At 48.6% G+C, this 14,035-nt stretch carries 12 protein-coding genes; 5 read left to right on the top strand and 7 right to left on the bottom strand.

The features are described 5' to 3' along the window. The first annotated feature begins 28 nt into the window (after positions 1-28). A complete protein-coding gene (locus tag ACWIP2_RS08370; RefSeq protein ID WP_448519469.1) occupies positions 29-1,516 on the top strand; it encodes a Do family serine endopeptidase in 1,488 nt (495 codons plus the stop codon). 82 nt (positions 1,517-1,598) lie between these two features. Here ACWIP2_RS08370 and ACWIP2_RS08365 read toward each other — a convergent pair whose 3' ends face one another. The 3 genes from ACWIP2_RS08365 to ACWIP2_RS08355 are packed head-to-tail and all read right to left on the bottom strand — an operon-like array spanning position 1,599 to position 5,205. Then, complete coding sequence (locus ACWIP2_RS08365; RefSeq protein ID WP_448519468.1) at positions 1,599-3,338, bottom strand: hypothetical protein; 1,740 nt, start codon at positions 3,336-3,338, stop codon at positions 1,599-1,601. Between the two features lie 52 nt (positions 3,339-3,390). Further along, the gene (locus ACWIP2_RS08360; protein ID WP_448519467.1) at positions 3,391-4,026 is read right to left on the bottom strand and encodes a cyclase family protein; all 636 of its coding nucleotides are present in this window, start codon (positions 4,024-4,026) and stop codon (positions 3,391-3,393) included. Positions 4,027-4,074: 48 nt separating this feature from the next. After that, positions 4,075-5,205 carry a BamA/TamA family outer membrane protein gene (locus tag ACWIP2_RS08355; RefSeq protein WP_448519466.1) on the bottom strand — a complete coding sequence of 377 codons (1,131 nt, stop codon included), beginning with the start codon at positions 5,203-5,205 and terminating at the stop codon, positions 4,075-4,077. A gap of 530 nt (positions 5,206-5,735) precedes the next feature. Between ACWIP2_RS08355 and ACWIP2_RS08350 the strand changes: the two genes are divergently transcribed. The 3 genes from ACWIP2_RS08350 (at position 5,736) to ACWIP2_RS08340 (ending at position 8,280) form a co-directional block, all read left to right on the top strand. Then, entirely contained in the window at positions 5,736-6,107 is a 372-nt protein-coding gene (locus ACWIP2_RS08350; RefSeq protein ID WP_448519465.1) for a transposase, read from the top strand. A gap of 356 nt (positions 6,108-6,463) precedes the next feature. Next, the gene (locus tag ACWIP2_RS08345; protein ID WP_448519464.1) at positions 6,464-6,682 is read left to right on the top strand and encodes a hypothetical protein; all 219 of its coding nucleotides are present in this window, start codon (positions 6,464-6,466) and stop codon (positions 6,680-6,682) included. A gap of 20 nt (positions 6,683-6,702) precedes the next feature. Beyond that, the gene (locus tag ACWIP2_RS08340; protein WP_448519463.1) at positions 6,703-8,280 is read left to right on the top strand and encodes a S8 family peptidase; all 1,578 of its coding nucleotides are present in this window, start codon (positions 6,703-6,705) and stop codon (positions 8,278-8,280) included. A gap of 28 nt (positions 8,281-8,308) precedes the next feature. Here ACWIP2_RS08340 and ACWIP2_RS08335 read toward each other — a convergent pair whose 3' ends face one another. The 3 genes from ACWIP2_RS08335 to aroA form a co-directional block, all read right to left on the bottom strand. Continuing rightward, complete coding sequence (locus ACWIP2_RS08335; RefSeq protein WP_448519462.1) at positions 8,309-9,226, bottom strand: EamA family transporter; 918 nt, start codon at positions 9,224-9,226, stop codon at positions 8,309-8,311. 160 nt (positions 9,227-9,386) lie between these two features. Further along, entirely contained in the window at positions 9,387-10,271 is an 885-nt protein-coding gene (locus ACWIP2_RS08330; RefSeq protein ID WP_448519461.1) for a DMT family transporter, read from the bottom strand. After that, positions 10,268-11,539 carry a 3-phosphoshikimate 1-carboxyvinyltransferase gene (aroA, locus tag ACWIP2_RS08325; RefSeq protein WP_448519460.1) on the bottom strand — a complete coding sequence of 424 codons (1,272 nt, stop codon included), beginning with the start codon at positions 11,537-11,539 and terminating at the stop codon, positions 10,268-10,270. The genes ACWIP2_RS08330 and aroA overlap by 4 nt, the downstream gene beginning before the upstream one ends. Positions 11,540-11,642: 103 nt before the next feature. Between aroA and ACWIP2_RS08320 the strand changes: the two genes are divergently transcribed. Beyond that, positions 11,643-13,673 (top strand): tetratricopeptide repeat protein, encoded by a 2,031-nt coding sequence (locus ACWIP2_RS08320; protein WP_448519459.1) that lies wholly within the window; start codon positions 11,643-11,645, stop codon positions 13,671-13,673. A gap of 1 nt (position 13,674) precedes the next feature. On the opposite strand, the gene ACWIP2_RS08315 is transcribed toward ACWIP2_RS08320, so the two are convergent. Beyond that, positions 13,675-14,035, bottom strand: a 361-nt coding sequence (locus ACWIP2_RS08315) for a PD-(D/E)XK nuclease family transposase (protein WP_448519458.1), incomplete at its 5' end; no start/stop codon positions are given.

Below are 14,035 nucleotides of genomic sequence, written 5' to 3'. Positions count from 1 at the left end.
TACATATAAAACTTCATCGCTTAGAAAAATGAAAAACTGGCTTCAGACATTGAGTGCTGCTCTTATTGGCGGCATCCTTGCAATAGGCGGGTATAAACTCGCCGGATTCGATAAACGCGAGGTGATTCTACAACAAAGCAGCCCTGCTATGATGGCGGAATATCGCCCAAACGAGCAGAAAGGTACGCTGGCAGCCCCCTTCGATTTTACTGTTCCAGCTGCAAAAACTACTCCTGCCGTAGTAAATATTACTGCTAAGGTAATACCTATGGCGCAAAATCGCGACCGAAATCAACGCCGTTTTAACTTCCCCTTCGATCTTTTCGGTGAAATACCTTTCGGAGACGAAGATATATTTAACCGTCCGCAAGAAGGTACCGGCTCGGGTGTGATTATTTCACAGGATGGATTTATTATTACCAACAATCACGTGATTGATAATGCTGATGAAATAACAGTTACCCTGCACGACAAGCGCTCCTACAAAGCCAAAGTGGTAGGAACAGATCCATCTACCGACATTGCAGTGATCAAAATTGACGAAAAAGGATTGGCCACCGTACCATTTGCCGATTCAGATCAGGTGCAGGTAGGCGAGTGGGTAATGGCAGTCGGCAACCCCTTCAACCTGACTTCTACAGTTACAGCAGGCATCGTAAGTGCTAAGGCACGCAATATTTCCTTGCTGCGCACCCGCGATAACATGGCAATCGAGTCCTTCATCCAGACAGATGCAGCAGTCAATCCCGGTAACAGCGGTGGTGCATTGGTAAACCTCAATGGTGATTTGATAGGTATTAATACCGCAATTGCCTCTCGTACAGGCAGTTTTGCAGGCTATTCATTTGCAGTGCCTTCCAATTTAGCGCGAAAAGTAGCTGAAGACCTGATCAAATACGGAACTGTACAACGGGCATTTCTCGGTATCCTGATTACAGACGTGGACAGCAAAAAATCTAAAGAATTGAATTTGCCTATCACAGAGGGTGTACACGTGGACAGTATTATTCCCAATGGCTCGGCTGATGCGGCAGGTCTGCGTCGCGGAGACGTAATTGTTAAGGTTGGAGATACAAAAGTAAAGTCAGTGCCAGAGTTGCAGGAGACTATTGGCAGAAAGCGTCCCGGTGAAAGCGTTACCCTGCAAATTTATCGCAACGGCGCTCCACGCGAAATCAAACTGACCCTGAAGAGCCGCGACGGTAGTACGGAGGTTGTGAAGAAAAAAACTACAGCATTAGATAAACTTGGTATAGAGGTCGAGCCTGCTCCAGCTACAGAATTGAAAAAGCTAAATATTAATGGCGGCTTGAAAGTAACCAAGATCAACCGCGGGCCCATTATGCGCGATACTAAGATGCGCGAAGGTTTCATCATCACCAAAGTCGGTGGCAAAACTATCAAATCAGTACAAGACCTAACCGATGTACTGGAAAACAACAGCGGCGGTGTGATGATAGAGGGCTACTACCCCGACAGCGAGGGCAAGCACTATTTTGCGATTGGTTTGGACTAAAAAGCTGGTAAGTGACTCACAACCATATAAAAATACAAACCCGACAGGTTTTTGAAACCTGTCGGGTTTGTCGCTTTTGCAGTTAATATCGCCAACTGCGCAAATCTGCTCCGGCAGGAGCGGTTTTCAACATTCTATCCATCATTTTCTGTACGTACATGGTGTTGTAGCGCAGGCGTGTGATGTAGTTGGGCAGGTTCGGGTCGCCGTTCCAGCAGTGCTCGGCGCGGTCGCCATACTTCACTTCGCCTCTGTAATACGGATTTTGGGTTTTTTCCAGAAACTCCTCCATCAGATAGACAGCGTTGTTGAGGTAAAAATTGTCCATATCGCCGCAATAGATGTGGATTTTTCCTTCCAGTTTGGGGCCAAGTTTTGCCCAATCGCGCTGTAGGATATAGCGCAGGTCGTAGTTTTCGCGCCAATATTCGGCTACTTTGGGGTTAATATCGCCTGTTTTCTTGTCAAAAATGCGCTGCGGGTAGCCGTCGGGGCCTTGTGGCGAATAGACTGCTTCCCAAATGTCCCACTGTTGCCCGGAGCGGCTTTTAGTACCCAGCACCAGCTCGCGGCGGTTCATCTGCTCTATGGTTGTGCTGATTTGTCCCAAATAGTCGCGATGTCCGGGGCGTGCCAGTTTCTTGAACGGTGCATCGTAGTAATAAGCGTTTTTATCTTCGTACAAATTAATGAGCGTGTAGGCGCGAAAGTCAATCGGATCGGGGCAGGCGGCAAAGCAGCCGTTGAATTCATCGGGATAAAAAATCTGCGCTGCCAGCGCTTCCCAGCCGCCTGTGCTGCCGCCGTACATGAACCGCGCCCAGCCTTGTCCGATGCCGCGAAACCGCCTTTCAATTTCGGGAATCAGTTCGTACATAATTGCGTCGCCATAAGGCCCGATATTGGCAGAGTTGACCGCGTAGCTGTCGTCGTAGTAGGGGTTGGCGTGCTGAATTTCCGCAATCAGGAAGCGCGGGAAATTCGGGCTTGTCCATTTTTTGTAAAAGTTATAGGCTTCTTCTTGTACGATTTTGTTATAGCCCGCAATTTTGAAGCGTTCGCTGTAATCGGGTTTTAGATCGGGGTCGGGTGGGGTGGTGCGGAAGCCGCCAAAGTCAGCGGGGAAATGCCCGTGGAAGATGCACAGCGGATAGCGAGCTTCCGGGTGCTGTTCAAAACCATCGGGAACAAGCACATGCGCACCTAGGTACATATCGCGTCCCCAGAACTTAGACAGACGTTCGCTGCGGATTTTGATGTGTTTAATGAACTCGGTGTCTTTCGGTTCTTCAATCGGCGGAATAATCGTGTTCAGGCTGATGGAAAAATTGGCAGACTTAGGGTCAAAGTTGATTTTTTGCGGTGTGCTGTAAATATTGCCCGGTTCCTGATTCCATTGCTGCCCTGCGCCTCTGTCCATCGGCACTTTAACGGTATGTCCCGTTGCTAATTGGCAGGTAGCGTACACGTGGAGCAGCGCCTGCACGTAATACTCGCCCTTAGGCACTTGTGAAAGACTTTCCATCGGATAGCCCAAAACTTTGCTGTCAAAAACAATCGGCTGTCCGGGCTTCCAGTTTTCTACATCCACACCGAAAATAATTTGCGTCTGGTGCGCATCGGTGATAGTGAAGCGCGGTTCGGGTGTGGCTTTGGTGGAAAGCATGAGCAGCAGGCGACCATCAAAATACGGCTTGCCTTCTGCCGCAGGGCTGTTGAGTTGTTCTTTAGAATAGGTTACGGTAAATCGCTGCGCTTGCAACTGCCACGAAAATGCAGACAAGCAGCAGAGCAATAGTAGGGTAAGCAGGTTTTTCTTCATATGATTTTCAGGTTTCGCGCCTTCAATCTAAGAAAAACCTGCGAAAAAGGTTTTACAACGGCATCAGAATAGCGCGGGCAGGTGCGCCGTCTGCACCTTGTATTTTTAGCGGCAGGCAGCAAAGCATATAATCGCCCGCGGCTACCTGCGACAAATCCAGCCCTTCCAGAATCACGATTTCCTTGCGCAAAATGATCCGGTGCGTTTCAAAACTGTCTTCGTAGCGCTGAATGGAGAGGTAGTCAATACCCAGCAGTTGGATGTCGTTAGCAACAGCCCACTCGGCGGCATCTGGGCTCAAGGCACAAAAATCGGGGTAGAACGTGCTGTTTTGCGTGTGCCAAAGGTCAGAGTTATCTGTTTTGAACAGCAGGCGCGGATGCAAGGCGCGGGTTTCTTTGGCTTGCTGCAATAGGTCGGCAGTAATGATGCGATGTCCGCGAAAGTCCAGCACCGAGCAAGGCCCTACCATGCGTTGCAGTTCCAAATCTGCGATGTGGCGCGTTTTGTCCAAGAAGTGCAGCGGTGCATCTACGTGCGTACCAATGTGCGCATTGGTGTGAATGATGGTAACGTTGGCCTCGTCGCCGGCGGCAATGCGCGAGGCATGGGAGGTAGAAAAGCCTACGCCACCCGGCCAAGCGACCAATTGCGAGTGAAGCGTAACAGAAATGTCAATAATTTGCATAAATCAAATCCGATAGTTTGGATGAAAATTTATTGATACAGTCAAAACTCAAAAGGCATCTGCTATGCGAAAGTAGAAGCCGTTTGTGCCTATGTCGGTTACTGCAAAATCAAACCGCGAGTAAATATTTTTCTCCTTATTGATGAGTACTCTGAGGCCAAGTCCGCCGGCATAGCGCATTTGCTGCCACTTCCATCCGTCTAACTCTTCAAAAACCTGCCCTGCGGAAGTAAAAGCAGCCACCTGCAAAAAGCGATTGAGCGGCTTGCGATATTCGATTTGTGCGGCAACGTGCTGCTTGTCCCTAAAGCGTCCTTGAAAAAAGCCGCGCATCATGTTAGGGCCGCCCAGCCTGTTCAGTTCCCTGAAAGGCATATCGCCTTGTGTAAAATTGCCCAGAAACTGCACGCCAAAAAAATCTTTTTTGAAAACTTTGAAATACTTCCGCGCATCAATCAGGTATTCGTCATAGGTGCTTCTACTGCCTAAAAAGCTGCGATAATGATGTGTGCCAAGTTCCAGATACCAGCCTCTGACAGGGCTGAAGGGGTTATCTCTAAAATCAAAAATGATATTGGGTCCTACACCTGAAACTCGGGTAGCGTTCAGTTTGCTGCCAAAGGGCTTATTGTCTCCAAAGCCGCCTGTGAAGAAAATATCCCATGTATCGCTGAAATTATAATTCAGCCCTGCGAATATCTTGTCTTTTGTCTTTCTAAGAACCTTACCTGTATTGTAGACGCGCTGATAGAAGAAATTGGTGTAGTCGTCTTCAGGAACAGTGTTATTGCCAACGCCCCAGTAATACTCGTTAAAATCAATATAGCCGCCTCTGTTTCTCAGAAACCATTTTTCATCTTTGGTATAAACCTGCCAGAAAACTTCTAAAGCGAGTTGGTTGCGTGCGCTGTACAAGCCTTGAATCCATGCAAAAGAATCACGAATCTTCCGATCGCCCGAAGTACCCGCATTAAAAAAATAATCAAGCGCCAGCCCACCTTTTAGCCCTGTTTCTGGACTGCTCTGGAGCACAGGAATAGGAATAAAACTCAATTTGCGTTTAACTAAAGAGTCCGGATGAAAACGCTGAAGAAACTTGCTTTGGGCAAACAGGTCTTTTTCTGCCAGCCAGCAAAACATGGCCAGTAAAAAGATGCGATAAATAGGAGAATAGCGCATAGATGAGAGAGAAGGCTCTACATACCAGCCAACTAATACTATATAACAGTTCTGCTATGCTAAATGTTGTCGGAGCCACGACGGCATCTGTAGTTAAAACACAATAGAGTTTTTTGGAATTTAATGGATTGATAATCAGTTGTTTGATTGAGGCTTACAATGCTACCAATTGCAATCTCTCTTACGTTTGCAGTAGCAATATAAAAGGGGTAACTTGAAGAAATAAGAGGGCAATACCCTGACAATCCCTTTAGTGAAAAACTCGTCCCGTAGATAAGGGTCGCCCTCTTCTTATCCGAAAGTTTGGACAGTTCCTTAGGCTGCCAGCCTGTGTAAGAGGATAAACCTATTCGGATCATTTACTTCAATCAGTCAACGTAAAATTACAAAAATTATGTGCACTTACATCGGTCTGGACGTCGGTAAAGCGGACATTCAATATCATTACTTGCGCGAAGGCAAGGCTTTCATCGGAAAATTTGCTAACACCCAGCAGGCGATTGCTGCCTTCATTGACCAACTGTCCCCCGATGCACAGCGATTATGGAAGCTACGGGCGTATACCATTTCCCTTTGTGTTTTGCTTTACAGGAGGCAAACCCTGTAGCTACCAGTCGGGGCGAACAGTCAAAAAAGGTATCATTTGCCGACAGGGTGCACCCCTGCTCCGCTCGCTGCTTTACAACTGTGCCAAATCTGCCAAACGCTACCATACCGCCTGCAAGGAAATATATAGCAGACTTAGAGCCAAGGGCAAGCCACACAAAGTGGCAATGGTAGCGGTCATGCATCAACTCGTCAGACAAGTATTCGCTGTGGTGAAAAGTAAACAAGCCTATATGGACGACTATCATGTATCAGCCGGAAACACTAAAAAAATTGGCTCTCTGGCTTGCACTTGAACACAGTTCCTACGGGATAAAACCGCATGATAGATGATTCGTTTCCCGTGCATCAGTACGCTGTAGGATCGTACTTTTTGGATAAAACCGCATGATAGATGATTCGTTTCCGTATAACTGTTTTATTGCCCCAAAAGCAGCAAGCCAAAGGTTGTATGTACGTTCAAACTTGCAAAGACTCATCTTGGGCATGAAAATTATGCTCTTTATTGCATATTGCTAAAGCTGGCAGCTGCAAAAAGTATGTAGCGAGCTAAAAAGAATGCTACTTGTTATCAGAAAATCACAATACCGATTTTGCTTTGCCTTAACCATTAGCTGCCAAAAAACGTTTACGAAGTAATAACTTTATAGTCATGCAAATCACAGGAACAACAACTTATCAACAGATAGCCGTCGGATGTTGGGGCATCATTGACGCGCAGGGGGAAAAATGGCGCATGGTCAATCCACCTACCGAACTTCAGCAGGATGGTTTAAAGGTGCGTGTTGAAGCACAGCCTGCTCAAGAGGCGGTTTCTATTTTTATGTGGGGGAAGCCCATTTTTGTTACTGATTTTAGTATTTTAGGCTAACCATTTACACATCGTCAATTATGCTGTACACGATCGGATTTGTTGCGCTACTGGCCTCTGCCGTTATCTGGCTTTTTCTGAAAACCAAAAGCCTGATTTATGCCGCTTTTTTTGGTAGAAGTTTCTGGGTTTCACTGATTTTATACATTCTGGGTTTGTATTTCGAAGATACCGCTCTGATTGTCAAGTTGTTCCTGATGCTGCCTATGGATGCAGCTATTTTCATCAGTATTTTGCTGTTGTTCAATCGCTACGTTACGGGTTCTAAACTCTGGTTTAGCGTTGTGGCTGCGGTGCTGCTGGCAATCAAGTTTTTCTTTTTCGATATAGCAGCCAATGCTGTTGATTGGCTAAGACAATACAATCCATCAGGGCAGCAAACAAGCGCGATGCAGTCCCTTCCGCCGCTGACACTGGCAGGCGAGGCAGAGTTGCTGATTGATCTGAATACAAAATATACACCCTCGCAGTTGTTTGCCAAAGCTAAGGCGATGGGTGTTGTTTGTCGTCCGGCTTTCCCTAACGTGGCTCGCCCCGATGACACCTCTTTAGACGAATTTTATGTAGTTGATATTCCCGATGATCGCTTGCACGAGTGGCAAAGCATTGCACAGGCATTCCAGACTGCGGGGCTGATTGATGGCTTTGAGGCGAACGAGGTAATGAAGGTAGAGTTGCCCGCTGCTTCACCTGCGCGAGGCAAGCAGCCTACTTTCGGGCTAAACGATCCGGGCGTAGCGCAACTTTGGGGCTTCAGCGCTATGCAAATGCAGGAACTCTTTGACTTGCTCAAAGATATACAACCACAAAAAATTGCTCGCATTGCTATTTTGGATACCGGCGTGGACGGCGCACATGAAGATTTACAGGGCAATTTTCACTCGACCAAGCGCAGTTACGACACTGATCCTGTCGGACACGGTACGCATTGTGCAGGCATTGCCGCAGCAGTCAGCAACAATGGCAAAGGCATAGCCTCTTTTGCTCCGGATAATAATTTTGTGCGCGTAACTTCTATTCGCGTATTGAACAGATTCGGCGGCGGCACACAGCAGGATATTATCAACGGCATTATAGAGGCTGCCGATAAAGGCGCAGACGTAATTTCTCTTTCCTTAGGTGGGCCTTCGTTCGACAGCGAACAACGCGCTTATACGGAAGCAGTCCGCTATGCGCATCAGGCAGGCGCAATAGTTGTAGCTGCTGCGGGTAATGCAGATGAAGACGCTGCTAATTTTGCACCAGCCAATGTCAAAGGCGTAATTACAGTTGCAGCCTTAGACGAGCAACTGCGCAAAGCCGGATTTTCGAACCATGTGCGCAATATCGCCATGCCAATTGCCGCACCGGGGGTTAATATTTACTCTACTTTCCCGAAAAATGAGTATAAATCCCTGAGCGGTACTTCTATGGCTACGCCTTATGTAGCAGGTCTGCTTGGGCTGATGAAGTCCATCCGCCCCGAGCTGACAGCCGAAGAGGCTTACAGCATCTTAGAGAAAAGCGCAGCCTCTGTTCCCGATGCAAAAGATACGGGCAAGCTCATCCAGCCGGGCAAGGCAGTTGAGTCTGTCCAAAAAATGACCGTTCAATTCTAATCATCGCAGCCTCCCGAGAACAGCATCGCTAGCGATTGGCGTAGCGTCTGCCCAGTGTGATCAGCGCTACACCTGTCAGGATGATGGCAGATGCTGTTAGTGTGTGCCCGCTGAGCGATTCGTTGAGGAACAGCCAGCCCAAAATAATAGCAATTACAGGGTTCACATATGCGTAAGTAGAAACCAGCGCCGGCGGTGCATTGCGCATTAGCCAGTTATAGGAGGAGTAACCGACAAATGAGCCAATAAAAATCAGGTAGCCCATCGCCAGATAGGTAGCATGATTCATGCGGCTGATGGCAAATAGTGCATCAGGTTCGGTAAACGTGCTGATAATCAGCGCAAAAATGCCGCCCGCCAGCATCTGAATAGCTGTTGATTGCAAAGGCGGAGGCATGGTCAGGTAGGGGGCGCGCAGCGAGCCATATGCCCATGACATAGAGCCTATCAGCACCAGCACGGCAGGAAACCAGACCAAATCGGAGGTGTTCAGCCCGGCAAAGGGATTGAGCAGTACGCCCATGCCCACAATACCGAGCAGTAGTCCTGTTACGGTGAGCTTGTGCGGGCGCAGCTTGCTGAAAAGCGCAAAGTCCAGCACGACTGTCCAGATGGGCAGCGTCGCTACGAGCAGCGCAACCAGCCCCGTCGGCATGAACTTGATGGCATAGGAAAGCGCCGTATTCCCGATCCCGACGAGCATGATGCCAACTTGTGCCGCCCCCCATGTCTGTTGCAAAGTGGGCAATACAGGGCGTTGATTTTTCGCCATGCGCCACAAAACAGCAACGAGCAGCAAGATGATGCCGCCAACCAAAAAGCGCATAGATGAGGCAAGAACGGGAGGCAGCACCTCCAACGTGTAGCGCACTCCCAAAAAAGTAGAACCCCAAACCAAATAAATAACCGTCAGGTTTAGATAAACGGGCAGCGATGTTTTTTGCACGGCTTATGATGAGAAAAATTATATTCTTACAGGTGCTGTTACAGACAATAATTCTTTGCGACTTTGCGAAAAATCATTGCGTCCTTTGCGGTTGAACCTTTTTTTACCGCAGAGAGCGCCGAGTTTAAAACGCAAAGTTCGCTGAGTTTGATATTAGATGCTATAAGCGATTGGCAACATAAACTCCGCCGACAATCAGCCCCATGCCTGCCATGTGCAGCAGCCCGAAGTCTTCGCTGTCGGCAATGCCCCAGAGCAGCGCCACCAGCGGAATCAGGTAAGTAACCGAACTGCCAAACACAGGCGAAGTCATTTGCACCAATTTGTTGAAAAATATCAGCCCCAGCGCAGTACCGAAGATTCCCAGAATGCTAATATAGCCAAAAGCGGCCCAGGCATCGCTGCCTTGCGCCAGTTTGGCAGGTACATTTTCAAAGGCGAACAAATAGCCGAGCGCAAGCGGTCCGACCATCATCATGGCGATAGACGACACTGCCAGCGCAGGCAGTTGGCGCAGGTATTTGCCAATAATATTGACGCTGATGCCGTAACAAAACGTTGCGGCAACAATCAGCAGCGTGTAGGGGTTGAAATCGCCCACTTCGCCGCCCGACTGCACCCAGCTAAGCCCGATTGAGCCTGTAAAACCCATTGCAATACCGATAAATTGCCATTTTCTCAGTTGCAAAGAAAAAAACAAAACCCCGACAATGAGTGTGAAAATCGGAGTCAAGGCGTTGAGGATGCCTACTACTGAACTTGCGAGGTATTGCTGCGCCGTTGCAAACAGGAAAGCAGGCAGCAAATTCCCCAAAAATCCGGTCAGAAAAACGTAGGGGCGACTTTTGACAGGAACGAGTTTCCAGTTGCTGAAAGCCAGCGGCAGGAGTAGCGCAAAGGCAATCACGATGCGCAGCGCACCTACTTCGCCTGCGGAAAACACCGTCAGCCCGCGTTTCATCAAAATAAACGAACTGCCCCACACAAAAGCGAGCAGGAATAAAATCAGCCATGCCAGCTTTGAACCGGCGTTGGGACTACTCATGTAACAACCTGTTTTTCAATGGTTTGAATCAAAAATCCTGCGGCGGCGAGGTGTTCCCAGTAGCGTGGATAGGATTTTTCCACAACTTCGGGGCGTTCTATCTGCAAGGGATGCAGCAGGGCAAGCGGCGCAAATGCCATTGCCATGCGGTGGTCTTTGTAGGTGTGAATCATTTCGGCAGGAGCTTGCAGCGGCGTAACTTCGTTGCCGTGTACGTAGAGCGTATGTCCGTCCTCTTCGCGGGTAGCAATGCCAAATTTGGCAAGCTCGGTTTGCAGCGCGGTCAGGCGATCCGTTTCTTTGATGCGCAGACTTTCCAGTCCGGTCAACTTCATGCAAATCCCTTTGGCCGCGCCGATAACGGCAATCGTCTGCGCTAAATCGGGGCAGTCGCTGAAATCCCACTCAAAACGATCTACCTGCGAAATTTTGGTGAGTTGCAAACCGTCGTTGGTGAAGTCGGATTTGATGCCCAGCCGCTCCATGATGTCCGTAATCACGCGGTCGCCTTGCAGCGAGTCGGTTTTCAGCCCCAGCAGGCGAACATCGGCTTTTTGCGCCAGCGAAGCTATGCTAAACCAGTAGCTGGATGCCGACCAGTCAGACTCTACCGCGTAGGAAGCCGCGCTATATGGTTGTTGCGGCACGTGAATCGTATCGCCCGTCCATTGTGCGCTTGCTCCAAAGCGCTGCATCAGTTGCAGCGTCATTTCAATATAAGGGCGCGAACCTACCTTGCCTGTCAGTTGCAGGGTCAGCCCTCCCGGCACTACGGGCGCAATCATTAGCAGCGCCGAAATGTACTGGCTGCTCACATCGCCGCGAATCGTTATGCGGTTTTGGCGCGGTGCAAAACCGTTGATGCGGATAGGAGGGAAACCCTCGTTCTTTTCATAGGAAATATCAGCGCCGATTTCGCGCAGCGCATCTACCAGAATGCCGATTGGGCGCTCCTGCATCCTTGCCGTGCCTGTCAGCAGGCTTTTGCGATTCGTTACAGCACAATAAGCCGTCAGAAAGCGCATGGTTGTGCCTGCATCCAGTACGTCCAACACTTCGCCGTCGGAGGCGAGCAAGCGCTGCATCGTTTGCGTATCGCGGGCTTCGGAAAGATTGTCCAACTTGCACGGCTGGCTGCAAAGCGCGGCTATAATCAATGCGCGATTGCTTTCACTTTTAGAAGAAGGTAGTGGCACGATTGCCTGTACTGTGCCGGTTGGGTGTTGCAGTGCCAGCGCAAATGCCTGATTGATAGTAGTTAATTCCATGTAGAAAAACGAGACTGCACAAAGATATGCGTTTTTTTCAGGTGGCGAGGCTTGTTAAACTCTGTCGGTTTCACGTAAATTGTGGCATAATCTGCAAGAAGTAATGAAATTGGTGCAAGTGGATTTCTTTGTGAGGTTGGCGTTGTTGCTAGGACTATGGCTGTCGTTTGGTCACTTACCGGCTCGTCACCCCCCCACCATAGACAGTTTGGAGCGCTCCCTGCAAGGGCCGCAACCCGATACAGTACGCATCCGCACGCTTAACCAACTGGCATTTCTGCTGCGCAATTCGCAGATTGAAAAAGCCCGCACCTATGCCGAAGCAGCCTACAAACTTTCGCAAAGCGCCAATTATAAGCAGGGTATGGCAGAAAGTCTGGGCTTTCTGGGCTTGATTTATTACCGGCTCGGGATGCACGACCGAGCTGTTGATCGCCATTTGCAGTCGCTCAAATTATTTGAAGAACTCAAAGACAACCGCCAGATTGCGTTTCGCTACAACGACATCGCCAATATCTATGTTACGCAGGGCTACTACGACCGCGCCCTGGAATATCACAACAAGTCGTTGGCGCTCAAACAGTCCATCAACGACAGGGAAGGCGTGGCTACCAGCCTGAAAAATATCGCCAACATGTACCTGATGCAGAAAAAGTACACCGAGTCGCTGGAATACTGCTTCAAAGCGCTGCCCATCGCCGACTCACTTGGCGACCAGCGTTTGCGCGGGCATATTTTTCAGTTTTTAGGTGAAATCTATCTGGCACAAAAGGACTACAAACGCGCCATTGAATACCTGCAAAAATCGTATGACATCAAGGCGGCTATCAATGAGCAATTTACCCTTGCCCGCCTGATGAACAGCATTGGCAATGCTTATTTGAAGCAAAACGACGTACCACGTGCGCTGAAATATTACGAGGAAGCGCTCGCGCTGGCAAAAAAGACAGGAGTAAAATTGGAGGTTCAAATTTCCTATAACAATATTTCCAATGCGTACCGCCTGCTGAATGACTACAGAAAAGCCTATGACTACCACGTGCTTTTTACAAGCATGAAAGATTCTATTTTCAACGAAACAAGCCGCGAAAAAATTACTGCACTGGAAACGCGTTTTCAATCGGAAAAAAAGCAGGCTGAAATAGATCGCCTGAACATTGAAAGTAAGCTCCAACAGCAGCAGATCAAGCAACAAAACCAACGATTTTACTTTATTTTAGGATTGTTGGGGCTGTTCGTAGTCTTTGCAGTGGCTTTGCTGCGCGTCAACCGCCTGCGCAAAAACGCCAATGAGTTGCTCCAACAGCAGAAACAGGAAATTGAGCGGGTTTATCAGGAGCTGGAATTGAAAAATAACGACATCACAGCCAGTATCAACTATGCCAAGCGCATTCAGTCGGCTATTATTCCGTCAGAGGAACGTCTGCGCTCTATCTTCCCCGAATCGTTTGCCCTGCTCAAACCACGCGATATTGTCAGCGGCGATTTTTATTTTTTGGAAAAAGTGGTTGTCGCAGACGGCAGCGAAAGAATAGTGCTTGCCGCTGCCGATTGTACGGGGCATGGTGTACCGGGCGCACTGATGAGCATGGTAGGCAACGACCTGCTCAGTCAGATTGTACACGAGCGCCACATCATACATCCCGATCTGATTCTCAATCAATTGCACCAGAATTTGCGCCGCGTACTGAAAATTGAAGACAGCGACAGTCGCGACGGGATGGACATTGCCGTTTGTACCTTTGATTTGGCTGCCCGACAGTTGGAATATGCCGGAGCGATGAGTCCACTCTACATTGCCCGCAACGGCGAAATTACAAAAGTCAATCCTGATAAAAAGCCGATTGGCGGCAGGATAGCCGGTTATTCAGGCTCGTTTACGCGCTGCACCTTTGATATTGAAGGCGATACAATGATTTATTTAGCTTCCGACGGCTACCAAGACCAGTTCGGCGGTATTCAGAACAAAAAGTTTATGTCCAAAAACTTACGCCAACTCTTGCAGGATATTCATACGCTCCCAGCCTACCAGCAGCAGCACAAGTTAGAAGCTACGCTTGCTCACTGGATGAGCTTCGGCCCGCAGAAACAAACCGACGATATTTTGCTGATTGGTATTCGTTTGAAAGGCTAAATTAATTGCTGCGGCTGATGATTTTTTGCACAACTGCTTCTGAAAGTCCGGTGAGTTTGGCAAGCATGGTAACAGAAAGTCCTTCTGCATGTCCGCGCAGGATAACTTCGGTTGCCTTGGCGATTTCGCCTTCCTCGAACGCCGTATCCAATGAATTTTTCAAATCGCGGTAATATTTGAGGCTGTCTTCGTAGGAGAGCAGTTCATCGCGGTTGAACTTGGCAATTTCTGCTACTTCAAAGAGCCGCTCAAAAATTCGTTCGCGTAGTTTGTCAGGCACGCGGTCTAAGCGATTGAGATTTTTGATAACAAAGAGCCACTTGTCAAATCTGGTTTCCAGTTCGTCCAGCGTTTTGTTGAAT

This window comes from Rhodoflexus sp. (assembly GCF_053489755.1).
This window is presented reverse-complemented; position numbering and strand designations above follow the sequence as displayed.

What these genes read in the sequence shown, in the direction of transcription:
- aroA (WP_448519460.1), bottom strand. Translation starts at nt 11,539, where the DNA reads ATGGAATTAACTACTATCAATCAGGCATTTGCGCTGGCACTGCAACAC.
- ACWIP2_RS08320 (WP_448519459.1), top strand. Translation starts at nt 11,643, where the DNA reads ATGAAATTGGTGCAAGTGGATTTCTTTGTGAGGTTGGCGTTGTTGCTA.
- ACWIP2_RS08355 (WP_448519466.1), bottom strand. Translation starts at nt 5,205, where the DNA reads ATGCGCTATTCTCCTATTTATCGCATCTTTTTACTGGCCATGTTTTGC.
- ACWIP2_RS08345 (WP_448519464.1), top strand. Translation starts at nt 6,464, where the DNA reads ATGCAAATCACAGGAACAACAACTTATCAACAGATAGCCGTCGGATGT.
- ACWIP2_RS08350 (WP_448519465.1), top strand. Translation starts at nt 5,736, where the DNA reads ATGCACAGCGATTATGGAAGCTACGGGCGTATACCATTTCCCTTTGTG.
- ACWIP2_RS08340 (WP_448519463.1), top strand. Translation starts at nt 6,703, where the DNA reads ATGCTGTACACGATCGGATTTGTTGCGCTACTGGCCTCTGCCGTTATC.
- ACWIP2_RS08360 (WP_448519467.1), bottom strand. Translation starts at nt 4,026, where the DNA reads ATGCAAATTATTGACATTTCTGTTACGCTTCACTCGCAATTGGTCGCT.
- ACWIP2_RS08370 (WP_448519469.1), top strand. Translation starts at nt 29, where the DNA reads ATGAAAAACTGGCTTCAGACATTGAGTGCTGCTCTTATTGGCGGCATC.
- ACWIP2_RS08330 (WP_448519461.1), bottom strand. Translation starts at nt 10,271, where the DNA reads ATGAGTAGTCCCAACGCCGGTTCAAAGCTGGCATGGCTGATTTTATTC.
- ACWIP2_RS08365 (WP_448519468.1), bottom strand. Translation starts at nt 3,338, where the DNA reads ATGAAGAAAAACCTGCTTACCCTACTATTGCTCTGCTGCTTGTCTGCA.